This is a genomic window from Bacillus sp. FSL L8-0099 (genome assembly GCF_038006385.1).
In the GTDB taxonomy this organism is placed as follows: domain Bacteria; phylum Bacillota; class Bacilli; order Bacillales; family Bacillaceae_G; genus Bacillus_A; species Bacillus_A toyonensis.
This window is the reverse complement of the sequence record NZ_JBBOVC010000001.1, coordinates 4,499,172-4,522,871: the sequence shown is the minus strand read 5'-3', so window position 1 is coordinate 4,522,871 and position 23,700 is coordinate 4,499,172. Positions and strand designations below refer to the sequence as shown.

The 23,700-nt window shown below is 34.7% G+C and carries 26 protein-coding genes; 19 read left to right on the top strand and 7 right to left on the bottom strand.

What is annotated here, in order from left to right; translation table 11 throughout:
• Nucleotides 1–2 precede the first annotated feature (2 nt).
• From MHH42_RS22995 to srtB, 6 genes are all read left to right on the top strand, one after another.
• Nucleotides 3–461: an NEAT domain-containing protein gene (locus MHH42_RS22995; RefSeq protein WP_070173829.1), complete on the top strand. Its 459-nt coding sequence runs from the start codon at nt 3–5 to the stop codon at nt 459–461.
• Between the two features lie 29 nt (nt 462–490).
• Nucleotides 491–3,265 (top strand): NEAT domain-containing protein, encoded by a 2,775-nt coding sequence (locus MHH42_RS22990; protein WP_340894222.1) that lies wholly within the window; start codon nt 491–493, stop codon nt 3,263–3,265.
• Between the two features lie 69 nt (nt 3,266–3,334).
• Nucleotides 3,335–4,216 carry a heme ABC transporter substrate-binding protein IsdE gene (gene isdE, locus MHH42_RS22985; protein WP_070173827.1) on the top strand — a complete coding sequence of 294 codons (882 nt, stop codon included), beginning with the start codon at nt 3,335–3,337 and terminating at the stop codon, nt 4,214–4,216.
• A 27-nt stretch (nt 4,217–4,243) separates the two neighbouring features.
• A complete protein-coding gene (locus MHH42_RS22980) occupies nt 4,244–5,227 on the top strand; it encodes a FecCD family ABC transporter permease (protein ID WP_340894221.1) in 984 nt (327 codons plus the stop codon).
• Nucleotides 5,217–5,987, top strand: a complete 771-nt coding sequence (locus tag MHH42_RS22975) for an ABC transporter ATP-binding protein (RefSeq protein ID WP_000403759.1) — start codon at nt 5,217–5,219, stop codon at nt 5,985–5,987. The genes MHH42_RS22980 and MHH42_RS22975 overlap by 11 nt, the downstream gene beginning before the upstream one ends.
• A gap of 32 nt (nt 5,988–6,019) precedes the next feature.
• Entirely contained in the window at nt 6,020–6,784 is a 765-nt protein-coding gene (gene srtB / locus MHH42_RS22970) for a class B sortase (RefSeq protein WP_002106599.1), read from the top strand.
• A 66-nt stretch (nt 6,785–6,850) separates the two neighbouring features.
• Here srtB and isdG read toward each other — a convergent pair whose 3' ends face one another.
• Nucleotides 6,851–7,174: a heme oxygenase gene (isdG, locus tag MHH42_RS22965; protein WP_000587821.1), complete on the bottom strand. Its 324-nt coding sequence runs from the start codon at nt 7,172–7,174 to the stop codon at nt 6,851–6,853.
• A gap of 286 nt (nt 7,175–7,460) precedes the next feature.
• Here isdG and MHH42_RS22960 point away from each other — a divergent pair, with 286 nt between their 5' ends.
• A complete protein-coding gene (locus tag MHH42_RS22960; protein ID WP_001255942.1) occupies nt 7,461–8,660 on the top strand; it encodes a class I SAM-dependent rRNA methyltransferase in 1,200 nt (399 codons plus the stop codon).
• A gap of 39 nt (nt 8,661–8,699) precedes the next feature.
• On the opposite strand, the gene MHH42_RS22955 is transcribed toward MHH42_RS22960, so the two are convergent.
• Nucleotides 8,700–8,894, bottom strand: coding sequence for a YwbE family protein (locus tag MHH42_RS22955; RefSeq protein WP_074607606.1), 195 nt, complete (start codon nt 8,892–8,894; stop codon nt 8,700–8,702).
• Nucleotides 8,895–9,068 (bottom strand): hypothetical protein, encoded by a 174-nt coding sequence (locus MHH42_RS22950; RefSeq protein ID WP_001293579.1) that lies wholly within the window; start codon nt 9,066–9,068, stop codon nt 8,895–8,897.
• Between the two features lie 168 nt (nt 9,069–9,236).
• On the opposite strand from MHH42_RS22950, the gene MHH42_RS22945 reads away from it, so the two are divergent.
• The 7 genes from MHH42_RS22945 (at nt 9,237) to MHH42_RS22915 (ending at nt 14,434) form a co-directional block, all read left to right on the top strand.
• Nucleotides 9,237–9,929, top strand: a complete 693-nt coding sequence (locus MHH42_RS22945) for a response regulator transcription factor (protein ID WP_000018038.1) — start codon at nt 9,237–9,239, stop codon at nt 9,927–9,929.
• A gap of 1 nt (nt 9,930) precedes the next feature.
• The gene (locus MHH42_RS22940; RefSeq protein WP_070173826.1) at nt 9,931–10,866 is read left to right on the top strand and encodes a HAMP domain-containing histidine kinase; all 936 of its coding nucleotides are present in this window, start codon (nt 9,931–9,933) and stop codon (nt 10,864–10,866) included.
• 126 nt (nt 10,867–10,992) lie between these two features.
• Nucleotides 10,993–11,916: an ABC transporter ATP-binding protein gene (locus MHH42_RS22935; protein ID WP_000221075.1), complete on the top strand. Its 924-nt coding sequence runs from the start codon at nt 10,993–10,995 to the stop codon at nt 11,914–11,916.
• Nucleotides 11,909–12,070 carry a hypothetical protein gene (locus MHH42_RS22930; RefSeq protein WP_000931813.1) on the top strand — a complete coding sequence of 54 codons (162 nt, stop codon included), beginning with the start codon at nt 11,909–11,911 and terminating at the stop codon, nt 12,068–12,070. The genes MHH42_RS22935 and MHH42_RS22930 overlap by 8 nt, the downstream gene beginning before the upstream one ends.
• Before the next feature lie 34 nt (nt 12,071–12,104).
• Nucleotides 12,105–12,809 (top strand): ABC transporter permease, encoded by a 705-nt coding sequence (locus MHH42_RS22925; protein ID WP_061529674.1) that lies wholly within the window; start codon nt 12,105–12,107, stop codon nt 12,807–12,809.
• Between the two features lie 35 nt (nt 12,810–12,844).
• Entirely contained in the window at nt 12,845–13,717 is an 873-nt protein-coding gene (locus MHH42_RS22920) for a DUF4097 family beta strand repeat-containing protein (protein ID WP_070173825.1), read from the top strand.
• Between the two features lie 24 nt (nt 13,718–13,741).
• Nucleotides 13,742–14,434, top strand: coding sequence for an ABC transporter permease (locus MHH42_RS22915; RefSeq protein WP_070173824.1), 693 nt, complete (start codon nt 13,742–13,744; stop codon nt 14,432–14,434).
• A 62-nt stretch (nt 14,435–14,496) separates the two neighbouring features.
• Here MHH42_RS22915 and MHH42_RS22910 read toward each other — a convergent pair whose 3' ends face one another.
• Nucleotides 14,497–14,829, bottom strand: coding sequence for a YfjL-like protein (locus MHH42_RS22910; protein WP_070173823.1), 333 nt, complete (start codon nt 14,827–14,829; stop codon nt 14,497–14,499).
• Between the two features lie 137 nt (nt 14,830–14,966).
• Nucleotides 14,967–15,470, bottom strand: a complete 504-nt coding sequence (locus MHH42_RS22905) for a DinB family protein (protein ID WP_000284958.1) — start codon at nt 15,468–15,470, stop codon at nt 14,967–14,969.
• 185 nt (nt 15,471–15,655) lie between these two features.
• On the opposite strand from MHH42_RS22905, the gene MHH42_RS22900 reads away from it, so the two are divergent.
• Both MHH42_RS22900 and MHH42_RS22895 read left to right on the top strand, forming a co-directional pair.
• A complete protein-coding gene (locus MHH42_RS22900; RefSeq protein WP_081339644.1) occupies nt 15,656–16,204 on the top strand; it encodes a sigma-70 family RNA polymerase sigma factor in 549 nt (182 codons plus the stop codon).
• Nucleotides 16,201–16,869, top strand: coding sequence for a septation ring formation regulator EzrA (locus MHH42_RS22895; RefSeq protein WP_070173821.1), 669 nt, complete (start codon nt 16,201–16,203; stop codon nt 16,867–16,869). The genes MHH42_RS22900 and MHH42_RS22895 overlap by 4 nt, the downstream gene beginning before the upstream one ends.
• A gap of 36 nt (nt 16,870–16,905) precedes the next feature.
• Here the strand turns inward: MHH42_RS22895 and fhuB are convergent, their stop codons facing one another.
• Together fhuB and MHH42_RS22885 are read right to left on the bottom strand one after the other, a co-directional pair.
• A complete protein-coding gene (gene fhuB / locus MHH42_RS22890; protein ID WP_001087100.1) occupies nt 16,906–18,942 on the bottom strand; it encodes a Fe(3+)-hydroxamate ABC transporter permease FhuB in 2,037 nt (678 codons plus the stop codon).
• Between the two features lie 7 nt (nt 18,943–18,949).
• The gene (locus tag MHH42_RS22885; RefSeq protein WP_070173820.1) at nt 18,950–19,924 is read right to left on the bottom strand and encodes an ABC transporter substrate-binding protein; all 975 of its coding nucleotides are present in this window, start codon (nt 19,922–19,924) and stop codon (nt 18,950–18,952) included.
• Nucleotides 19,925–20,280: 356 nt separating this feature from the next.
• Here MHH42_RS22885 and MHH42_RS22880 point away from each other — a divergent pair, with 356 nt between their 5' ends.
• The 3 genes from MHH42_RS22880 to MHH42_RS22870 all read left to right on the top strand — a co-directional run bounded on the left by MHH42_RS22880 (nt 20,281) and on the right by MHH42_RS22870 (nt 23,689).
• A complete protein-coding gene (locus MHH42_RS22880) occupies nt 20,281–21,120 on the top strand; it encodes a BclA C-terminal domain-containing protein (protein ID WP_070173819.1) in 840 nt (279 codons plus the stop codon).
• Between the two features lie 189 nt (nt 21,121–21,309).
• Entirely contained in the window at nt 21,310–22,995 is a 1,686-nt protein-coding gene (locus MHH42_RS22875; protein WP_340894204.1) for a long-chain-fatty-acid--CoA ligase, read from the top strand.
• A 106-nt stretch (nt 22,996–23,101) separates the two neighbouring features.
• A complete protein-coding gene (locus MHH42_RS22870) occupies nt 23,102–23,689 on the top strand; it encodes a TetR/AcrR family transcriptional regulator (RefSeq protein WP_000742218.1) in 588 nt (195 codons plus the stop codon).
• The last annotated feature ends 11 nt before the right edge of the window (nt 23,690–23,700 follow it).

Below are 23,700 nucleotides of genomic sequence, written 5' to 3'. Positions count from 1 at the left end.
ATATGTTTAAACAATTTAAAATGATTATTGCCGTATTTGCTGTTTTATTTACGTTTATCGCAACACTAGGTTCACAAGATGCAAAGGCTGCTACAAAACTAGCTGATGGGAAATATAATATTGCTTTTACTGTATGGAAAGGCGATAAAGATGAATCATCTAGAATGAATAGTTATTTTGAAAGCCCAGCAACATTAACAGTTAAAAATGGAAAACAATATGTTTCATTTAAAGTGAAAGATAGTTCCTCTGTTAAAAGTTTCCAAGTAGAAAAAGATGGTCAATTTATAGAAACAACCGTGTTAAGTGAAAACAAAACAGATAATACTAGAGTTGTAGAATTTGAAGTTGCTGACTTGTCAAAAAAACTAAACGGCAAGGTGAAAATTAATATCCCAATTATTAATTACAATGCTTCATATGATATTCGCTTTGTATTTGATGGGAACAGTGTTAAATAATTAATTTTTTATAAAGGAGCGTTATTTCATTGAACAAGTATCTTAAGATTGTTGTTGCAATGTGTCTAATGATATTTACATTTGTATCAACATTACAACCACTTGCAGTTCAAGCAGCTACCAAGTTAGCTGACGGTGAATATTCAATTGGCTTCAAAGTTTTAAAAGATACATCAGATGAAGAATCGATGATGAATCAATATTCAGTAAGCCCGGGAACTTTAAAAGTGAAGGATGGGAAAAAGAAAGTATCCTTTACATTAACGAATAGTTCATGGATTACGAAGTTTGAAACAGAAAAAGCAGGCCAACTTGTTGAGACAAATGTAATTAGTGAAGATAAAGAAAAAGATACAAGAGTAGTAGAATTTGATGTGGAAGATGTAGAGAAGGTATTAAATGCAAAAGTAAAAGTAGATATTGATTTTTTAAATTATCATCATGACTATGATGTGCGCATTGTCTTTGATCAAAATAGTATTAAACCCGTTCATGTAGAAAAGCCAAATGAAAAAGAGGACCCAGCTAATAAGCCAGATCCAAATGAAAAACCTGATCCGAGTCAGAAGCCCGACCAAAAGCCTGACCCAGATCAACAACCAAATTCTAACACAATTACAGATGGTGAGTACAGCATTCCATTTAAAGTGTTCAAAGATCAAACAGATGAAGAATCCAAGATGAATAGTTACATGGTAAATCCAGGAGTATTAAAAGTAGAAAATGGTAAGAAAAAAGCCGTTATAATACTAAAAAGTAGCTCATTAATTAAAAATTTCCAAACGGAAAAAGATGGTGCATTTGTTGATGCAAAAGTAGTGAGTGAGGATAAGGAAAAAGATACAAGAGTAGTAGAGTTTGAAGTAAACGATTTATCTAAAAAACTAAATACAAAAGTATTTATCGAAATGGCATCAAGAAATTATAAGCAAACGCATGATGTACAACTTTTATTTGAACAAGATAAACTTGAAAAAATTAAAAATGAAGAGAAAAAACCAGAAGTAGAAAAACCAGAAGTAGAAAAACCAGAAGTAGAAAAACCAGAAGTAGAAAAACCAGAAGTAGAAAAACCAGACGATAATAAAAATCCAGATGCTGAAACAATTAAAGATGGTGAATACAGCATCAATTTTAAAACATTAAAAGATCAAACAGAAGAAATTTCAATGATGAACACATATACAAAAAGTCCAGGTGTGTTAAAAGTAAAAGATGGTAAGAAGTATGTATCCTTTACGTTAACGAATAGTGCTTGGATTACAAAGTTTGAATTTGAGAAAAATAGTTCGTTTGTTGATGCAAATGTAATAAGTGAAGATAAAAAAGCTGATACACGCGTAGTGGAAGTAGAAGTACCGGATTTATCGGAAAAGTTAAATGCAAAAGTAAAAGTAGATATCGATTCAATGAATTATCACCATTTTTACGATATTCAATTTGCATTTGATAAAGGTAGCATTAAGCCGTTAAATAACCAAGGCGGAAACGACAACCAAGGCGGAAACGACAACCAAGGCGGAAACAATAACCAAGGTGGAAACGACAAGCAAGGCGGAAACAATAACCAAGGTGGAAACGACAAGCAAGGCGGAAACGACAACCAAGGTGGAAACAATAACCAAGGCGGAAACAACAACCAAGATAATAACACAACAATTGATCCAAAAGCTCTTAAAGATGGTGAATACAGCATTGGCTTTAAAGTGTTAAAAAATCAAACAGATGAAATCTCAATGATGAACACATACACAAAAAGTCCAGGTGTATTAAAAGTAAAAGATGGTAAGAAATATGTATCGTTTACATTAACAAATAGTACATGGATTACGAAATTTGAATTTGAGAAGAATGGTTCTTTCGTTAATACAAAAGTGTTAAGTGAAAATAAAGAACAAAATACAAGAGTAGTAGAAGTAGAAGTAAACGATTTGTCTAAAAAATTAAATGCAAAAGTAAAAGTAGATATTGATTCAATGAATTATCACCATGTCTACGATGTTCAATTTGTATTTGATCAAGATAGTATTAAAGCTTTAGGGAATCAAGGTGGAAGCGACAAGCAAGGCGGAAACAACAACCAAGGCGGAAACAATAACCAAGGTGGAAACGACAACCAAGGCGGAAATGATAACCAAGGTGGAAATAATAAACCGAAAGTAATAGTTGATCCGAAAAATTTAGTAGACGGTCAATATGATATTACATTTAAAGTATTAAAAGATAAAACAGATGAGATTTCAAAGATGCATGACTATGTTGTAAATCCAGCGAAATTAATCGTAAAAGATGGTAAAAAATACATTGAGATGACGCTGAAAAATAGCGTGTGGATTACGAAATTCCAAACGGAAAACAATGAGCTATTCGCTGATGCGAAAGTAATAAGCGAAGATAAAAATGCAAATACGCGAGTAGTACAGTTTGAAGTAGAAGATCTATTTAAAAAATTAAACGCAAAAGTAAAGGTAGACATCGATGAGATGAACTACCATCATTTCTACGATGTACAAATTCAATTTGATACAAATAATATCGGTGCGTTAGGAACTATTAAAGAGGATCCAAAAAATGAACCAAAAAATCCAGTGACTACACCGAAAGTAGATAATGTAAAAACAGTAGGTAATCCTGATTTTAATCGAAATGCAGATGATAAGAAGAAAAACAATGCTACAGATAATGATGCAAAAAAAGAGAAAAACTCAAAAACTGCAGATACAGCACAACTTGGTTTATACATGGTGTTACTGCTAGGTTCACTTGCTTTACTAGTTCGTAAATATAGAGCGGGTAGATTGTAATTTTTGGAGTCTTGATGCATGTTCGCGTGCATCAAGACTTGTTTCATATTGTATGGAAAGGAGTGGTGATTGAGAGTGAAGAAAATTGCAAGTGTACTAATGGCTATCATTTTGTTAATGAGTATAGCCGGGTGCTCATCACCCAAAAAAGAAACAGCAAAGCAGGTAAAGAGTGAGAGTAAAGAGCGCATTGTTGCAACAACAGTGGCTGTTACTGAAATTATGGATGCGTTAGAAGTAGATTTAGTCGGCGTTCCAACAAGTTCTAAAACTTTACCAAAGCGATATAAAGGTTTACCTGAAGTTGGGAATCCAATGAGTCCAGATATGGAAAAGGTAAAATCATTAAAGCCGTCAGAAGTATTATCTGTGACAACACTTGAATATGAATTAAAGCCAGTTTTTGATGGTGTGGGTATGAAAGTAAACTTTTTAGATTTAACAAGCTTGAAAAATATGCAAAATTCTATTAGCGATTTAGGTAAGAAATATGGACGTGAAAAGCAGGCTGAAGAAGTTGTAACTAAGTTAGATAAAAAGGTTGCTAGCATTCAAAAAGAAGTAAAAGGAAAGAAAGAACCGACAGTACTTATTTTGTTAGGTGTGCCAGGAAGTTATTTAGTAGCAACAGAGCATTCTTATATTGGAGATTTAGTGAAACAACTAGGTGGTAAAAACATTGTACAAGGTGAACGAGTAGAGTATTTAGCTTCTAATACAGAGTACTTAAAGAAAGCTGATCCAGATATTATTTTACGAGCAGCTCATGGTATGCCTGATGAAGTTGTAAAAATGTTCAATAAAGAATTTAAAGCGAATGACATTTGGAAGCACTTCGCTGCAGTTAAAAATAACCGTGTTTACGATTTAGAAGAGCGTTTATTTGGAACGACAGGCAATTTAGCAGCAATTGAAGCGTTAGATGAATTGAAAAAAATGATGTATCCGTGATGCATTTTAATATAAAGGAAGAGTGGAATGAATAAAAAAACTTGGAGTTTCCTCATTGTTACTGCATTGCTTATTGTTATGACATCATTGTCAGCGATGAAAGGGAGTTTAGAAGTAGGTATTGTTGAGCTTGTACAAGGGATATTTACAGGGGGAAATGAAGATGTTGAAGTGATTAAAGATTTACGTTTCCCACGTATTATTATTGCACTATTTACTGGAGCAGCTCTGGCTGTTTCAGGTGTGCTTTTTCAAGCTGTTATGAAAAATCCACTTGCTGATGCTGGTGTAATCGGGATATCTTCTGGAGCAAGTTTTATGACACTCGTTATTATTACGTTGTTTCCACAATTATTTTTCTGGACACCAGTATTCGCATTTTTAGGCGGTGCGCTTGCGTGTTATCTCGTTTACTCTTTTTCATGGAAGTCTGGATTAAGTCCACTCCGCATTATTTTAATTGGTATTGCTATTAATGCAATGTTTACTGGATTAAATGAATCATTCGTTACGATTTGTGGATATTTTATTAAGAGTATTAAGCAAACGACGACTTCTAACATAACAATGAAGACGTGGGGCGATGTAGAAATAATGGTGACTTATGGAACGATTGGTCTTATTCTTGCTCTGTTCGTAGGAGCTTGGTGTAACTTATTATCGCTACAAGATAAGACTGCGAAAAACTTAGGCTTGCACGTGACGAGAGTTCGTCTTATTATTTCTGCCATTGCAGTACTCTTAGCGGCAGTATCAACAGCGATTGCAGGTGTTATTGCTTTTGTAGGATTACTTGTTCCGCATATTTCAAGACAATTAGTCGGTTCAGACCATAAAGTATTAATTCCATTTTCTGCTCTTGCAGGGGCGTTATTAATTTTGACGGCAGATACAATTGGAAGGTTAATTGTGCCACCTAATGAAATTCCAGCAGCAACAATTATGGCAGTTATTGGTGGTCCATTCTTAATATTCTTGCTTAGAAAGAGTGATAAAGTTCATGGAAATTAAAAATGTAACCTTTTCATACGATAACGTAACAAATCGTTTAAAGTCTGTTAGTAGTGAAATAGAAATTGGGAAAATTACAACAATTATTGGCCCAAATGGATGTGGGAAATCAACATTACTTAGTGTTATGTCTAGAAATCACGCTCCTAGCAGTGGAGAAGTAATACTTGATGGGAAAGCGATTAGTGAATATAAACCGAAAGAGTTTGCTAGAAAGTTAGCTGTTGTCCATCAACAAAATGAGGCTCCAGCAGATATTACAGTGGAAAAGCTAATAAGCTTTGGGCGTATGCCATATAAAAATATTTTCTCTCCGCAAACAGATGAAGATAGAGAAGCGATTGAGCGTGCACTAGTATGTACGAATTTACAAAGTAAGCGTGATAAGCCAATTTATGCTTTATCAGGCGGAGAGAGACAGCGAGTTTGGATTGCAATGACATTAGCTCAAAATACACCAATGCTTTTCTTAGATGAGCCGACAACATATTTAGATATTTATTATCAGATAGAAATATTAGAGTTAGTGAAAGAGTTAAATGAAGTGTATGGACTAACGATTGTAATGGTATTACATGATATTAATCAAGCCATTCGTTACAGTGATCATATTATCGTTATGAAAGATGGAGAGATTGTTACGAAAGGTAATCCTAATGATGTAATAACAGAAGAAATGGTTAAAGCAATATATGGTGTAGATGTCGTTGTAAAGCAGGATGAAGATACAGGACTATACATGGTACCAATGGGAATCTAAAGGCTGAGCATAATCCGTTTTGAGGTGATAATTTGAATAGTAAGAAAGAACGGAAAAAGAATTCATTTTTTCAACGCATACTTACCATTGTGTTTTTAGGAATCTTTTTCTATTCAATGTATGAATTGGGTGGGATTTTCATGGATTATTATGAAAATCGTAAAGTAATGGCTGAAGCGCAACATATTTATAAGAGAAGTCCAATGGAAGAAAAATCAGAGGATGGGGAAGTACGTAAGCAGTTTCAAGCTCTCCAAAAAATTAATCCGGAGATAGTTGGATGGATTACGATGGATGATACACAAATTAATTATCCAATCGTTCAAGCGAAGGATAATGATTACTATTTATTTCGTAATTACAAAGGTGAAGATATGAGAGCAGGAAGCATTTTTATGGACCATCGTAATGATGTGAAATCTCAAAATCGAAATACGATTTTATATGGCCATCGTATGAAAGACGGTTCTATGTTTGGTAGTTTAAAAAAAATGTTGGATGAAGAATTCTTCATGTCCCATCGTAAATTATATTACGATACATTATTTGAAGGATACGATGTTGAAGTTTTTTCAGTATATACGACAACAACGGACTTTTATTACATTGAAACGGATTTTGAAAATGATGCAGCATATACATCGTTCTTAAAGGAAATTCAAGAAAAATCACTGTACAAAACGGATACGGAATTGACGGCTAATGATGAAATTGTAACACTTTCTACATGTGACTATGCGCTTGATCCAGAGGCTGGAAGGCTAGTTGTACATGCAAAATTAGTGAAAAGAAATTAAAGAAAAAGTATAGAATATGAGAAGTGATAGCGCTCCTCATATTCTATACTTAAAAAATAACTGTTTTTACTGTGCTGCAGCCATTGGCATACGTACAACTTTTACATCATAGTAAGCAATTTTATTATCAAGAATATATTCTGGCATTCCGCCTTGATGTGAGTGAGCATCTTTAAATGCTGAGCTCTTTGTCCAACCTTGGAAATCTTCTTTTGCATTCCAGCGAGTGCTAATTGTTACTTCATCATAATCAACTGTATTTTGCGTTAAAAGAACTTCTAATCCTAAAAATCCTGGCATCGTTTCAACTTTACCTACTTTATTAAAACGCTCAATTAATTTATGTCCATTTCCCTTTGTAATTTTAGCTGTATTTGTAACAATAATCATGTGTATTCCTCCTATAAATCTAGCTATATTTTCAAGAACTCATATACATTAAATGATAATGAAAATCATTATCATTGTCAATAGCAATAATGAAATATATAAATTTTTTTTGAAAGTATGATGTTTATTTCATAAGTTAGTAAATATATTGCGATTAGGTGTAAGGCTGAGCGGGTTGTACTAGCAAAGCGATAATATGGTATAGTGAAACGAGGCTGTTTTTCGGCCTCGTTTTTTACATGCTTCCTACTAATAGAAAGCATTCAAATGGAAAGGAAGACATTACATGCGATCTGAAGTAACTATAAAAATAAAACCGAAATTTATAAAAGAAATTAAAAGTGGATATCCGCTTATTTTAAAAGATGCAATTCAAAATTTAAACGATATTCGTGAAGAAGGGACAATCATCAAAGTAGTAGATGAGAAGAACCAATTTATCGGAAAAGGCTATTATGGAAAACAAAATAAAGGATACGGCTGGATTTTAACGAGAAAAGAGAGTGAACAAATTAATCAATCTTTCTTTGAAAGTAAAATCAAATCTGCCTTACATAAACGAAAACAGTTTTACAAATCAAATGATACGACAGCATTCCGTGTCCTAAATGGTGAAGGTGATGGTCTTGGCGGCTTAATCATCGATTATTATGACGGTTATTACGTAGTGAGCTGGTATAGTGAAGGGATTTATACTTTTAGAGATGAAATCATAGCGGCACTTCAAAAAGTAGCAAACTTTAAAGGTATTTATGAGAAAAAGCGTTTTGATACGAAAGGGAAATACATTGAAGGCGATGATTTCGTAGCAGGAGAGCGCGGTGAGTTCCCACTTATCGTAAAAGAGAATGGTGTGAACTTTGCGGTTTATTTAAATGACGGAGCAATGGTTGGTGTATTTTTAGATCAGCGTAACGTTCGAAAACAAATTCGTGATACATATGCACAAGGAAGAACTGTGTTAAATATGTTCTCTTATACAGGTGCTTTCTCTGTATTTGCAGCACTTGGTGGAGCGACTAAAACAACGAGTGTGGACCTTGCAAATCGTAGTTTAAGTAAAACGATTGAACAATTTAGTGTCAACGAAATTGATTACGAAGCACAAGATATTATTGTAGAAGATGTATTCCTTTACTTTAAATATGCTGCGAAGAAAAAAATGAAGTTCGATATGGTTGTATTAGATCCTCCAAGCTTTGCACGTTCTAAAAAGTATACATTTAGCGCAGCGAAAGATTATAAAAACTTATTAAAAGAAACGATCGCGATTACAGAAAATAACGGTATTATCGTTGCTTCTACAAATTGTAGCGCATTTGATATGAAAAAGTTTAAAGGCTTTATCGATACTGCATTTAAAGAAATGAACGGTAAATACAAAATATTAGAAGAACATTCTTTACCAGAAGATTTTCGTACAATTGATCAATTTAAAGAGGGAGACTACTTAAAAGTAGTTTTCATCGAAAAAATTAAAGGCTAATAAAGAAAAAGGAGCTCGGGTTTACTTGAGCTCCTTTTCTTATTGAACGATATTTTGTACTCTACCGACTTGCCCGTCCTGCAATCGCACTTTAATGCCATGCGGATGGGAAGAGGAGTTTGTTAAAATATCTTTTACAATTCCACGTGTTAATTTGCCTGTTCGTTGATCTTGTTTTAATACAATATCAACTTCAAGACCGGGTGCGATATTAGAACGTTTTTGTCCGTTCATTTATACACCTGTACGTCTACGTTGGTTGTTTGTTTTTTTCGTTTGTTGGTTTTGTAATTTTTTCGTTTCTTGGCTTTGACTTTTTGCATTTTGGCCATTTCCATTTCCTTGCTTTTTCTTAGCAAGTTGTTCGCGCATTAAATCAGCTAAGCTTACTTTTTTATTCTCTGACATGATAAGTCTCCTTTATATAAAGTTAATTATGAACAATCGTAGTGAATTTCATCATATCATTGTTAAGGAAGGAAGGGAAGTTGGTTTGAAAATTCATATAATTGTTTCCAGTCTGTAGTAGTTACGATACAATTGAATTGTTAACGTTTGTAAAAAGGGGATAGAAATATGTCACATCATATTTTATTAGTTGAAGATGATATCTCAATTCAAGAGATGGTGGAAAAGTATTTAATAAAAGAGGGCTTTCAAGTTACAATCGCGTCTGATGGAGAAGAGGGAGTAAATACATATTTAAAAGGTTCATTTGATTTGATTATCCTCGACATTATGATGCCAAAGCTAGATGGCTTAGAGGTTGTACGAATCATTCGAGAAAAAAGTGCCGTTCCAATTTTAATGATGTCAGCAAAAGATACAGATGTTGATAAAGCTGTTGGATTAGGACTTGGGGCAGATGATTACATTTGTAAGCCATTTTCTATGATTGAATTAGCTGCACGTGTAAAAGCGGGTATTCGGAGGTCTACAAAATATTCGACTACGGAAACAACAGAAAAGATGATTCAGATTGGTGATTTAACAATCGATCCAATTAATTTTACTGTAGAAAAAAACGGGAACCCTCTCAAACTTACTTTAAAAGAATTTGAGATTTTAAAACTGTTCGTAAAGAATCAAAATCGTGTATTTACAAAAGCACAAATCTATACGTTAGTTTGGAATGAAGAGTATTACGGTGATGATAACGTTATTAATGTTCATATGAGAAGATTGCGTGAGAAAATTGAAAGTGATCCATCTAATCCAGAATATATTAAAACGTTATGGGGCATCGGCTATAAGTTGGAAGTGATGTAATATGACCAATCTGTTAATGGGCATTATTTTTATATTGTTATGTATCATTTACATACAATATAAGATGAGAAAAAATAGTAGCAAAAACTTACGATACACATATGAAAAATTAGAAAGTATTGTAAATGAAAAAACAGGCGAGACGTTACTCGTTATGACAGATGATCTAGAATTGCAAAAATTATTAGTGGCAATTAATCAATTATTAGATGCAAAACAGAAAACGAATGCAGATCATGCAAAAGTAGAAATTTCGATGAGAAAAATGCTTTCAAATATTTCGCATGACTTGAAAACACCACTAACAGTTATTCTTGGATATACAGAAATGTTAAATAAGGATAAAACGATAAGTGAAGAAGAACAGAAAATATTACTTGAAAAGGTTCATATAAAAACGCTGGAAGTGATGGAACTAATTCATAAGTTCTTTGATTTAGCAAAATTAGAATCTGGTGACAAGGCAATAGAGATAACAAAAGTAAATATGAATGAAGTTTGCCGCGAGAAGATTTTATCTTTTTATGATTTAGTGACGACGAAAGGATTTCATGTTCATATTGATATACCTGAAAGAAATATATATGCACTTGGAAATACAGAAGTATTAGGCAGAGTGTTAAATAATTTAATATCAAATGCAATTACATATGGAGAGGCTGGAAAGACACTCGGTATGACGTTAAGAGATGATGAAACGAGTGTGTATATAGACGTATGGGATAAAGGAAAAGGAATTGATGAATCTCATATTGATAAAGTGTTTGAGCGTATGTACACACTTGAAGATTCGAGAAATAGATTGTACCAAGGAAGCGGTTTAGGGTTAACGATTACGAAAAGACTGGTGGAAGCGATGGATGGAAAAATTCATCTTTCTAGTAAGCCGTATGAAAAAACAATTTTTACAGTTGCATTAAAAAAGATGCAGTTTTAGCTTGTAGAGAAGTAGATTCTACAAGCTTTTTTTTCAGCGTAAGGAATTTGTAAGAAACGGGTAAGAAAAAAGAGATTTCCGTTGTCTATTATAAAAATATAAAGTAGTGCGAAAGGGGAAAGTGACATGACCTATATATTAAAAACGAATCAGTTAACGAAAGTGTTTAAAGGGAAAGAAGTTATTTCTAGCGTTAACATGCATGTGAAAAAAGGAGAGATATACGGTTTCTTAGGACCGAATGGTGCTGGTAAAACAACAATTATGAAAATGATTGCAAATTTAATAAAACCGACGAGCGGCGATATTGAAATTTTCGGTGAGAAGTTAACAGACACATCTTATGAAGTATTAAAAAGAATGGGAACAATTATCGAATATCCAATCTTTTATGATAAATTAACGGCGAAGGAAAACCTAGAATTACATTGTGAATATATGGGCTATTACGATAAAAACGGCATTGATCATGCTTTACATTTAGTGAAACTACACGGCATAGACAATAAAAAAATAAAAGATTTTTCATTAGGGATGAAACAACGACTCGGTATTGCAAGGGCAATCGTGACAAAGCCAGAATTGCTCATTTTAGATGAACCAATTAACGGTTTAGATCCAATTGGTATTAAAGAGTTACGAGACTTATTTAAAATGCTCTGCAAAGAATACGGTATTACATTATTAGTTTCTAGTCATATTTTAGGTGAGATGGAACTAATGGCGGATACAATTGGTGTGATTCAAAATGGAAAACTAATAAAAGAAGTTTCAATGAAGAGTATTAACGGAAAACAAACAGAGTACATTGAAATCACTGTTCCTGATGTGAAACGTGCAGCTTATATTTTAGAAGATAAACTTGGTATAAAAAACTACAAAATAATGAGTGGAACCATGATTCGTGTGTATGATACGTCAGCGTCTCAGCAGGCCATTTCAAAAGCACTTATTATGAACGATGTGGAAATTGAAAGTATTAATAAGAAACATAGTTCCTTAGAAGAATATTTCTTAAATGTAATGGATGGAGAGGGTATTCATGCTTAATGGACTGTGGCTGAACCTGGTAAGTGGATTTATCGTAATGCTAATAAGTGGAATTTTATATTATAGAAAACCAGAGCGGAAATGGTTGTTCATTGTACTAGTGATAGGAATGTTAAGCTTCGTTACTGCTGGAATTAGAATGTTAGCAGCGTAGAGACAGGTATATAAAGAATGGAGGCGTGGTTTATATGTTTAAATTAATGAAGCTTGAATGGAAGAAACATCAATTATCTAGTTACTTTAAAAGTGTAGCAATTTGTATTATAGCAATTTTCGCTGTAGTAAGCCTTATGGCATTGGGAATGAAAGCCGAGGGAGACGTGCTCTTCTCTGACTTCACACAGAACATGGCTTTAGCAAATATTTTTATTAGGATAACATTCATTATTTTTAGTTCGGTCATTTTATCACGTTTAGTAATTGATGAGTATAAGAACAAAACGATACAACTATCATTTATGTATCCGCTACAAAGGAAAATGCTAATGAGTGCGAAATTAACAATTGTTTTTTGTTTTTGTTTTGTGAGCACGATTATCGCGACTTTCATTATTAGTTTGCTCGTATATTTTGTGAGTCCAATGATGGGACTGATTGAAACACCTGCTACGATAGGTGAAATAATAGCTATCGTTCCAGGTACTATTATAAGTGCATTTATGATATCTGGGATAAGTTTAATTCCTTTGTTTTTTGGAATGAGAAAGAAATCGACACCGACAACGATTACTTCGGCAGTAATAATTGGTATGCTGATTAGTGGTAACTTTGGTTCTGGAAATGGTCAAGTAAGTATGTTTGATTTTATAGCTATCCCAATAGTGCTCTGTTTATTAGGAATTTTCATTAGTTATCTATCGTTTCGTAAAATCGACAAGATCGATGTGGCGTGAAGCAAGCCTAAAACAAAAAACGAACTGGGGTATGAATGGTGAAAAAAATAATAGTAATTGCAATATTATTCATTACAATTGCTAGTGTAGTTTTTGGTATTAAGGTATTTCAGGGGAAAGATTTTAAGAAAGAAAAGTCTTTTGAGATAAATAATATAAAAGCAATAGAAGTAGACATTGAAAACTGGAATCTTGAATTTAAAAGTACAGACGCTAATAAAATAGTAATTTCCGCTCAAGGTGAACAAGCAGATAAAGAGATAGATCCCGTCAAAATAGAAAATGATGAAAATAAACTTGTGATTAAGCAAAAACAAAAGGTGAACAGATTTTTTTATGGTTTTACGTTTAGGAAGAAAAATAGTATATCTATAGCTATTCCGAAGAAAGAAATAGATAAAATTGTATTAAATAATAAATCGGGTGATGTGAAAATAAACGATATAGTAGTAAAAAGCATCGTGACAAGAGGCAAATCTGGAGATGGAATGATTACAGGACTATCGGCAGAGAAGGGTGAATTTACATCCGAAAGCGGGGATTTAATGTTAAAAGATAGTTCATTACAAGAAGTAAATATAACTTCCACTACTGGTGATAATTATGTAAAAAATGTAAAAAACGAAAATATGAACATCACTTCAACATCTGGGGAAGTATTACTGAAAGATATGACAGAAGGAAAATCATTATTTGTAGAAACAAAATCAGGGGATATTGGCGTACGGTATAAAGGTGTCCCGGCATCATTGAAGCTTATGGCTAAAAGTAATTCGGATGACGTAATAGTGGATTTAAAAGGATTTAAGAAAGATAAAAGTACAGAAAAAATAAAAGTAGGAACCATTGGTGATGCAAAAAACAAAGTGGAGATTTTAAGTAAGACAGGGGTAATTTATATCGATTAAAATATAAATGAAAGGAGGACTATTATGCTACGTCTTATGAAGCTAGAAATGAAGAAGTTTAAGCTTGGATGGTATGTAAGGAGAGCGATTATTGCAAATATCGCTATACTGGCATTACTGATTTTTACGAGCATCGTTTCTCAAATAGAAGGAGATCCAGAAATGAGAGATCCACAGATGGTTTTGTTAATGGCTAGTACATTAGTAAGAGCAACATTTATTATTTTTGGTAGTGTGTTAATCGCAAGGTTAATAATTGGTGAATATAAAAACAAAACAATACTACTTATGTTTTCTTATCCTATTAATCGGAAGAAAATGATGATTAGTAAGTTGGTTATTACAGCAATATTAACATTTATAACAGTTATTGTATCTAACATTTTAGTAGTAGGAGTTTTCTTTGGGATAGATAGCTATTTTTCAATTCTTCCTAATTCATTCACAATAGATCAATTGAAGCAAGAAGGGATAAACCTTGTTCCTTTAGCCGTTGCAACTGCGGGAATAAGTTTAATCCCACTATATTTCGGAATGCGTAAACGTTCAGTGCCAACTACAATTGTTTCATCCCTTATCGTTGTATCAATTGCAATGAATAGCACTACGTTTTCTGTAGCGACTTTTCTTCCCCTTCAACTAGCACTCGCAGCAATTGGAGTTGTGATTGCATATTACGGAATTAAAAATATAGAGAAGGAAGATATAACTGTATGACAAGAATAAGAAAAAAGAGTTGGCGTTACACCAACTCTTTTTTGTATATGTATGCTTCGTTACTACTCTGTAAATTTAGAGTGTGTGCTTAAATACTCTTGCACTCCTGGAGAAATATTAAAGTTATTAGGACTTTTATATTCGATAGTAAACTCTCCGTCTCTACTTGTCTCAAAGGAGATGGCATAGCTATTCATTTTAGCATCGTAAGAAGTGTTTTTGACTTCTGCATCTAGATTAAAATATTTTGTAATATATTCTTTTGATTCCGTAATTGCTGCTTGTTTTCCCCAAGGGGTACCATAATAGGTGAAATAAAGAGATACACTAATCACTCCAATAATAGAAGTTAGTAAAATAGTTCCCATAGCTATTTTTTTATTTTTTGTATTCAATTTGGTTACTCCTCTTCGTAATATGTATTCATTTTAATCTATCTTTTCCATAAAACAACCATTTAGAAAAAATAGTTTCACATGAAACAAGTTACAGAAAAAGACAAGATGTGTAAACACCTTGTCTTTTTTTGTTTTTACATTTTAGGAACTTCCATTCCGGCGGCAGCCCATTCTTCTTTTGCAGGACCATATACGCCAGGAACTGTTAAGCCAGCTTGCCTCATTAAAACCGTCATTTGTCCGCGGTGGTGATTTTGATGATTAATAAGTGTCATTAAAAATATAGAATTCGGCATAGGACGACCAAAGAAATCATTAATAGTTGCTAAATCTTTATCATTCCATTCGCTTTGAAGTGCTTCAACGAAAGCTGCATTCACTTTATGGTATTCATTTGCAATTTTTTTTGCAGAAGTTGGAACAGGATAATCTTTCGTTTCTCCTTCAAACTTTAGGCCTGTGCCAGATAGTATAACAGGAATTGCCGTTACGATATGCCAAGCAACTCTTCCTAATGTCCAATGCCCAGGCGCAATTTCTTGTGATAAAGATGCATCGGTTAATGAATTAAGCATTTTCTGAGTAGACTCTGCTTCGTATGTCCATGATTGAAAGAAGCCTTCAATTGTTTGGTACATTGTTATCCCTCCTATTTTTGTTCATAGATTAAATTCGTGAGAGATAATATAATCCCTGTTCCACAAGAAATAATTAATTAAGTATTTGCTACAATATGAAAATAATTAGAAAATATTTGTAAAAGTGTCAGGAAACGAATGTGTTCATTCGTATATATAATGAATAAAGAATGGGATAAAGAGTGGTGATAAGGGTGAAGGATATAGAAATAGTAGAAGGTCTTCGAAAACAAGACATGTTAGCATTACATACAGCAATTGATCGATATGGGGATTTAATTTATAAGGTGGTTCATAGTGTTTTAGATACGGCACAGAGCAAGGTATTAGTGGACGAATGTGTTGACGATATTTTATTAATCGTTTGGTACAACATTAGTAGTTATGATGAAAATCGTGGGAAGTTTAGAAACTGGCTTATATCTGTCGCTAAGTTTAAAGCTATTGATTATAAACGAAAAAGTAATAAGGCTTATCAATTACAAGAGCTTCAGCAAGAAATATATGAAGATAGAAAAAATGTCAATTTAACAAAAGAAGAGCGAGATTATAATTTTTACGTTTTAATTAAAGAATTGAATGAAGAAGATAAGGAAATTTTTATAAAAAGGTATTTAGATGAATATAGCGTACAAGAAATAGCGCTTGAATTCGGTATGACACGAGATACGGTATATAGCAGGCTTTCAAGAGGGAGAAAGAAATTGAAGAAGCTGTTGGGGGGAAAGAAATGAATAAAGAAAAGTTACTTCAGGAATTAAATAACTTGCAGTATAGCGATAATTTTGTAGATGATTATAGAAATGATGAGAAAATAGATAAAAAGAAAATAAATCGTACAAAAGAAGTTGTAACAAAAACAATTTTAATGAAACGTTGTTATGAGGTTGTACAAGAAGAGTTACAGGGAAGCGAAGAGATTTTATATAGTATGCTTGTCGAAAATCCTCGTGTGAAAAATTGGCAGACAGGCACAGCCATGACATTAGGGGTAGGCGTTCTTGCGATGAACTTCGGTATTAATAATGTGCTAATCGTTACAAATAAACGGTTGTATGTATTTTTTGTGGATCGTTATTATAATGAAGTTGATATAAAAGTATGTGTATTAAATGAAATAGCTTCTATGAGAACAATATTAGACCGTAAAGGTGGGAGTGAATTTCTACATATAAAGTATAAAAATGATAAGGAGTACGTATTATTGGGAAATGCTGATGATTACAGAGAGTTATTTCAAATAGTAGGTAGACTGAAAGTAGCAAATGGAATAGAACTAAAATTACAGGATAAGAAATTAAAGAGAAAGTTAACTTTAAAACGAAGTGTATTCAATATAATCATGTATGCACTTGTTATATATATTCTGTACAAAGCTTATATTAATTTTATGCCATAATAGGAAAAGACGGCTTCATATATATGAAGCCGTCTTTTAATTAACTTTCTTCCCACTCTTCCTCATCAACCATAAGAAATAAGGTGCCCCAAGTACAGCAACGACAAGGCCAGAGGGAATTTCTTTCGGATATGCGATTGTACGTCCAAGTAAGTCAGCAACAGAAAGAAGGATTGCTCCAAACAGAGCGGAACAAACGAATAATCTTTGATGATTCATACCAACAACAATTCTTGCTAAGTGAGGAGCGACAAGGCCTAAAAAGGCGATTGTACCGACAGCCGCGATATTTATAGATGCAAGAAGTGTCGCTAGTACAATTAGAGCAAGACGCGTTTTATTTACAGGCTGTCCGAGTCCAGTTGCTAAATCGTCTCCAAGTACAAGGACATCAAGTTGTTTCATTAAGAAAAAGATAATTGGTATAAGAATAAGTGATGGATATAGAATGATATTTTCTAAGTGATTCCATCCTCTTGCATACGTACTGCCTGATAGCCATGTTAAAGCAGCAGCAACATTCAAATTCGCTCTAACGATAAAGATTTGAATAATTGCTGAGCCGAGAGCCGAAATACCAATCCCTATTAAAGCAAGAGCTGTTGGACTAAATCCTGCTTTCCATGAGAAGAAGAGGACAATTCCAACTGCAAGTAGTCCGCCGATAAATGCACCAATTGGTAGGAAGAAACCTGGAAGTGCAGGGAAAACATACATAATAGTTAAAGCACCGACACCTGCTCCAGACGAAATACCAATAATCGAAGGGTCGGCAAGTGGGTTTCGTAATATTCCTTGGAAGACAAGCCCACTTATTGCAAGGCATGCGCCAGCAATAGCGGCAACGAGCATTCTTGGTAAACGAAGGTTCATCATCATATTTTTATCAAATTGCGTTAATTGCCCTGTTATAACATTTGTAATGCTTTCGATATAAGCATTACTACCGATTGTAACACCAAGAGCAATCGTCACAATACAAAGCGTGATAGATATGATGATTACCTTTTTATAAGAGTAATAGCGGGAACTAGCTCCAGCTGCATTCGCACCGTTATCATTCATATATTGTTTCGACTTCATCATACGATACACTAAATAAATAAGCCAAGGTGACCCAATCATTGCTGTGACTGCTCCAACAGGAAGTTCTGCACCAGTTGGATCTATTAATCTACCGACGACATCTGCCCCAAGTAATAATACTGCTCCCCATAAGAATGAGGAAAGAAGAAGAGTAAAGTGTTGCCGGTAACCAATAAGGCGCATTAAGTGTGGTGCAACTAAGCCAACAAACCCAATCGGTCCAACGACAGTGACAATTACTGCTGTTAAAAAGATTGCAGCAATGAAGGCGATAAGACGTGTTACTGCTGTTTTTTCACCAAGAGAAACAGCAACATCGTCACCAAGTAAGAGGATGTTGAGTTTACGAGACATAAATAGTAAAACTAGGAAAGAAATAATGATAAATGGAAAAGCAAATTGAACGCCATCCCAGTTATTTTGGATAAGAGAGCCAGCTCCCCATAAAAATAAACCAGCCGTTTCATTTTCATAGAAAAGCTGCATCGTTCCAGTAAAAGCAGAAAGCATTAATGTAACGACCATCCCAGCTAGTGCCATTCTAAGTGGGGTTCCCTTTTTCCCACCAGAAATACGGTATACAAATAAAGCAGTAATAGCACCACCGATAAATGTGAAAAGAAGTGAGTTAATTTGCAGACCTTTCGGTAAGAAAATTGTAGCCGCTACTAGAAAGAAATATGCGCCAGAGTGAATTCCCATTGTACTTGATTCAGCAAGTGGGTTTTTTGTTAATGTTTGCAAAATGACCCCAGATGCAGCAAGAGCACCTCCAGCTAAAATAGCAATTACGGCTCTAGGTAATCGAAGCATGATTAAAGTTTGGTGCTCTAGTGATTGGTTCGGTGAGATAAGAGCATCGATAATCATACTATAGGAAATATTTGCTTGACCTTGTCCGATATGAATAAAGAAAAGGAGGAGCAAGAGAGCTGCTCCTCCTCCGAATACAAGACTTGCTCGAAGTGTATGTTGTAAGCTATTCATCGTGTAATCACTTCTTCGCTGTCATTACATCTGCTACTTGTGTTGCTAAAGATTTTGCAGACTCAGGACCACCGAAAATCCAAGTGTCGCCTTTTAATTTATACATTTTGTTTTCTTTTTTGAACTTTAATTCTTCCCAAGCAGGATTGCCTTTTAGTTGAGTGTCAAAAATGTTATCTTCATCCGCTACAATGTAAATGAAGTTTGAATCTTGTACACTTTGTAATGATTCTACAGTTGTTTGTTTGAAACCATCTGCCTCTGATTTACCCGCTTCAAAAGTGTTTGTTAAACCTAATTTTTTTGTAACTTGTAAAGCTGTAGAATTGTCAGTTAAGATGCGGAATGTTGGCACGTTTTTAGCAGTAAATGCTTGTGCCATTGCAATGTTTTTATCTTTTAAGCCTGCTTTGTCAATTTTTGCTTTTGCATCAGCAAATGTTTTATCCATATCAGCTAATACTTTTTTACCTTGTTCTTCTTTTCCAACAGCTTTTGCAATTTGTTTAAATGTTTCTGTCATTTCAGCAAAGTGATCGTTGTTGCTAGTTGATGGATCAAACATAACTGTAGGAGCAATTTGCTCTAATTCGTTTTTAATTGCTTTACCACGGAATGATGCTGTGATAATTAAATCTGGTTTTAGACGGCTAATTTCTTCTAAGTTTGGTTGTTGACGTGTCCCTACATCTACAACATCTTTACTCGGTTTTGTTTTTGTATTTACCCATTTATTATAATTCTTAATGTCTGCCATCCCTACTGGCTGAACACCAAGTGCTAATAAGTCTTCTGAATATACCCACTCAAGTACAACAACTTTTTTCGCTGGTTTATCTAACTTCGTTTCCCCTTCAGCGTGTTTAATTCTTATAGTTTGATTTTTATTGTCCGCTTTTGTTTCCTTTTTCTCCTCTTTTTGCTGTCCGCATCCAACAGCGAATAGAAGAATTACTATGAAAATACTGAGAATTTTCTTCATCTTCTGCCCCCAAATAAATTATTTAATTTGCAATGTACGATATTGAAAATCGTTATCAATTACAACATCCAAATCATACTATGATGATATTTTAAGTGTCAATATATTTTTAAAATTTTGACGAAAAATAACGAATTATACAGATTTCAATATATGAGGTTGAAATCTATATGTATATGAAAATGCAGAAAAGGAATTTCGTTTAAGCAGGAAGGCGAATGTACAAGCAAAAGGGAAGGGTGTCGCATGTAATAATTATTAGAATGTACGGAATAAAGTATTTCTTTATTATTGGATAGTTGTTTTATAATTCGTTGTTTGTACTGAAAAGATTGAATTTGAAGGAAGGGATCAACATGTCTTCATGGCTCAATAATACAAATGGATATTGTGGGTGTAATAATCAAAATGGTGTACATGTTGATTCATGTTGTTTTAGTTGCGATGGGACAGTACCTAAGCTTGGTCCAACAGGTCCAACGGGGGCAACCGGTTCAACAGGAGCAACGGGAGCAACCGGTGATACAGGCCCAACAGGAGCGACAGGAATAACAGGAGCAACAGGTCCAACGGGGGCAACCGGTGATACAGGCCCAACAGGAGCAACGGGAGCAACAGGTCCAACAGGAGCGACAGGAATAACAGGAGCAACGGGTCCGACGGGAGCAACCGGTGATACAGGCTCAACAGGAGCAACGGGAGCGACAGGGATAACAGGAGCAACAGGAGCAACAGGTCCAACGGGGGCAACCGGTGATACAGGCCCAACAGGAGCAACCGGCACAAGTATAACGGCAACATACGCATTTGCAAATAATACGTCGGGTACAGCAATATCGGTATTACTTGGTGGAACAAATGTCCCGCTTCCAAACAATCAGAATATCGGTCCAGGTATTACAGTGTCTGGGGGGAACACAGTATTTACGGCTGCAAATGCAGGGAATTATTATATTTCATATTCGATTAATATAACGGCTTCATTATTAGTCAGTTCGCGAATTACAATTAATGGGGCACCGCTTGCTGGGACGATCAATTCCCCTGCATTAGCAACCACATCGTTTAGTGCAACAATTATTACGACTCTTGCGGCGGGGAGTGCAATTAGTTTGCAATTATTTGGCTTGTTAGCTGTTGCGACGTTATCAACGACTACTCCAGGAGCGGTATTAACAATTATAAGACTAAGTTAAATAATAACTCTCTTACTCTTTTAAGAGTAAGAGAGTTTGTACATATAATAAGAAGTTAATGAGGTAAAGCATAGTTATATAAAAGTCAGAATATTATGATTGTAACGTTGTTATGACTATAATATAATGAAAACAACCATCATGAATGAACATTCATTTATTTTTTATGTATTTGAAGGGGGAATGAAGGTGGAAAAACCTTGGTTGAAAAGTTATCCAGAGGAAATTCCTAGTACTATTTCTTATGATATTCAGCCACTTCATGGATATTTAGAGAAAATAGCTTCTCGTTATCCAGAAAAGAAAGCGCTTCATTTTTTAGGTAAAGATGTTACATTTTCAGATTTCCATGACAAGGTAAAGAAGTTTGCGAATTATCTGCAAAGGCTTGGTGTTGAAAAGGGAGATAGAGTTGCGATTATGTTGCCGAATTGTCCGCAATCTGTAATCGGTTATTATGGTACTTTGCTTGCGGGGGGGATTGTCGTACAAACGAATCCTCTTTATACAGAAAGAGAGCTTGAGTACCAACTTCATGACTCTGGGGCAAAAGTCATTCTTTGCCTTGATTTAGTGTTTCCGAGAGTTACTAATGTTCAAAATGCCACAAAGCTGGAGCACATTATCGTAACTCGTATTGCAGATTTCTTACCATTCCCTAAAAATTTACTTTATCCATTTGTACAAAAAAAGCAGGCGAATCTTGTTGTGAATGTGTCGGAAAGCGAAACGATTCATCTATGGAAATCAGTAGAAAGGGAAAGTACTGCTGATGTTGAGGTTCCCTGTGATCCTGAAAATGATCTAGCTCTTTTGCAGTATACGGGGGGAACGACAGGATTTCCAAAAGGGGTTATGCTGACGCATAAAAACCTCGTTTCGAACACTTTAATGGGAGCACATTGGTTATATAATTGTAAAGAGGGAGAAGAAGTGATCCTTGGTGTCATTCCGTTTTTTCATGTATACGGAATGACAGCTGTAATGAATTTAAGTATTATGCAAGGGTATAAAATGGTGCTTATTCCGAAGTTTGATATGAAAATGGTTTTTGAAGCAATTAAAAAACATAAAGTTACACTATTTCCAGGAGCGCCGACCATTTATATTGCTCTATTAAATAGCCCTCTTTTAAAAGAATATGATATTTCTTCTATTCAGGCTTGTATTAGTGGCTCTGCACCGCTTCCTGTAGAAGTACAGGAGGAGTTTGAGAGCGTTACAGGTGGTAAACTGGTAGAAGGTTACGGATTAACGGAGTCATCACCCGTTACACATGGGAATTTCTTGTGGGAAAAACGTGTGCCAGGAAGTATTGGGGTACCGTGGCCAGATACGGAGTCAATCATCATGTCACTTGAAACAGGAGAGGCATTACCTCCAGGTGAAATCGGTGAAATAGTTGTTAAAGGCCCACAAATTATGAAAGGGTATTGGAATAAGCCAGAAGAAACGGCGGCTGTATTGCAAGATGGCTGGCTTCATACAGGTGATGTAGGATACATGGATGAGGATGGCTTTTTCTATGTGAAAGATCGTAAGAAAGATATGATTGTTGCTAGCGGTTTTAACGTATATCCTCGTGAAGTAGAAGAAGTGTTATATGAACACGAAAAGGTGCAAGAAGTAGTGACGATCGGTGTTCCTGATCCGTACAGAGGGGAAACTGTAAAAGCATTTGTTGTTTTGAAAGAAGGCGCTGAATGTTCTGAAGAGGAATTAGATCAGTTTGCACGTAAATATTTAGCGGCTTATAAAGTACCGAAAGTATACGAGTTTAGAGATGAATTGCCGAAAACGACAGTAGGGAAAATTTTGCGCCGCGTCCTAATAGACGAAGAGAAGAGGAAGAATGAGGATGAGCAAACGGGCTAAGGCCCTTTCTTTTTGAAAAAATAGGATTGACACTTTTCTAAATAGTCAGTATTATAAGAATATGAATGACTATTCATTCAGTCATCTTCTTGAAGGGGACAGTAAAGTGAAGAAAAATAGACCGAAATACAATCAAATTATTGATGCGGCAGTCATTGTGATTGCAGAGAATGGATACCATCAAGCGCAAGTTTCTAAAATTGCAAAGCAAGCTGGGGTAGCTGATGGCACGATTTATTTATATTTTAAAAATAAAGAAGATATATTAATATCCTTATTCCAAGAGAAGATGGGAGAATTTGTTGAAACAATTCGTCAAAAAACAGCAGGAATTGAAAGCGCTGTAGCGAAGTTATTCATGTTGGTAGAAACGCACTTCTTGCTGTTATCACAAAATGATCCTCTTGCTATCGTTACGCAATTAGAGCTAAGACAGTCCAATCAAGACTTGCGCCTTAAAATAAATGAAGTATTAAAAGGCTACTTACAAGTTATGGATGAAATTTTAGAGACAGGTATAAAGCAAGGTGAGTTTCAGGCGGACTTAAATGTTCGTGTGGCAAGACAAATGATCTTTGGAACAGTAGATGAAGTTGTGACCAATTGGGTAATGAGCGATCATAAGTATGATCTGGTCGCACTTTCAAAAACGGTACATGGGCTACTTATTGCGGCTTGTGGTTATCGTCAATAATGGGAGGGATC

What these genes read in the sequence shown, in the direction of transcription:
- MHH42_RS22960 (WP_001255942.1), top strand. Translation starts at nt 7,461, where the DNA reads ATGCGATCTGAAGTAACTATAAAAATAAAACCGAAATTTATAAAAGAA.
- MHH42_RS22980 (WP_340894221.1), top strand. Translation starts at nt 4,244, where the DNA reads ATGAATAAAAAAACTTGGAGTTTCCTCATTGTTACTGCATTGCTTATT.
- MHH42_RS22975 (WP_000403759.1), top strand. Translation starts at nt 5,217, where the DNA reads ATGGAAATTAAAAATGTAACCTTTTCATACGATAACGTAACAAATCGT.
- MHH42_RS22930 (WP_000931813.1), top strand. Translation starts at nt 11,909, where the DNA reads ATGCTTAATGGACTGTGGCTGAACCTGGTAAGTGGATTTATCGTAATG.
- MHH42_RS22895 (WP_070173821.1), top strand. Translation starts at nt 16,201, where the DNA reads ATGAATAAAGAAAAGTTACTTCAGGAATTAAATAACTTGCAGTATAGC.
- MHH42_RS22945 (WP_000018038.1), top strand. Translation starts at nt 9,237, where the DNA reads ATGTCACATCATATTTTATTAGTTGAAGATGATATCTCAATTCAAGAG.
- MHH42_RS22950 (WP_001293579.1), bottom strand. Translation starts at nt 9,068, where the DNA reads ATGTCAGAGAATAAAAAAGTAAGCTTAGCTGATTTAATGCGCGAACAA.
- fhuB (WP_001087100.1), bottom strand. Translation starts at nt 18,942, where the DNA reads ATGAATAGCTTACAACATACACTTCGAGCAAGTCTTGTATTCGGAGGA.
- MHH42_RS22995 (WP_070173829.1), top strand. Translation starts at nt 3, where the DNA reads ATGTTTAAACAATTTAAAATGATTATTGCCGTATTTGCTGTTTTATTT.
- MHH42_RS22905 (WP_000284958.1), bottom strand. Translation starts at nt 15,470, where the DNA reads ATGTACCAAACAATTGAAGGCTTCTTTCAATCATGGACATACGAAGCA.
- MHH42_RS22880 (WP_070173819.1), top strand. Translation starts at nt 20,281, where the DNA reads ATGTCTTCATGGCTCAATAATACAAATGGATATTGTGGGTGTAATAAT.
- isdG (WP_000587821.1), bottom strand. Translation starts at nt 7,174, where the DNA reads ATGATTATTGTTACAAATACAGCTAAAATTACAAAGGGAAATGGACAT.
- MHH42_RS22935 (WP_000221075.1), top strand. Translation starts at nt 10,993, where the DNA reads ATGACCTATATATTAAAAACGAATCAGTTAACGAAAGTGTTTAAAGGG.
- MHH42_RS22915 (WP_070173824.1), top strand. Translation starts at nt 13,742, where the DNA reads ATGCTACGTCTTATGAAGCTAGAAATGAAGAAGTTTAAGCTTGGATGG.
- MHH42_RS22940 (WP_070173826.1), top strand. Translation starts at nt 9,931, where the DNA reads ATGACCAATCTGTTAATGGGCATTATTTTTATATTGTTATGTATCATT.
- MHH42_RS22955 (WP_074607606.1), bottom strand. Translation starts at nt 8,894, where the DNA reads ATGAACGGACAAAAACGTTCTAATATCGCACCCGGTCTTGAAGTTGAT.
- MHH42_RS22925 (WP_061529674.1), top strand. Translation starts at nt 12,105, where the DNA reads ATGTTTAAATTAATGAAGCTTGAATGGAAGAAACATCAATTATCTAGT.
- MHH42_RS22885 (WP_070173820.1), bottom strand. Translation starts at nt 19,924, where the DNA reads ATGAAGAAAATTCTCAGTATTTTCATAGTAATTCTTCTATTCGCTGTT.
- MHH42_RS22920 (WP_070173825.1), top strand. Translation starts at nt 12,845, where the DNA reads ATGGTGAAAAAAATAATAGTAATTGCAATATTATTCATTACAATTGCT.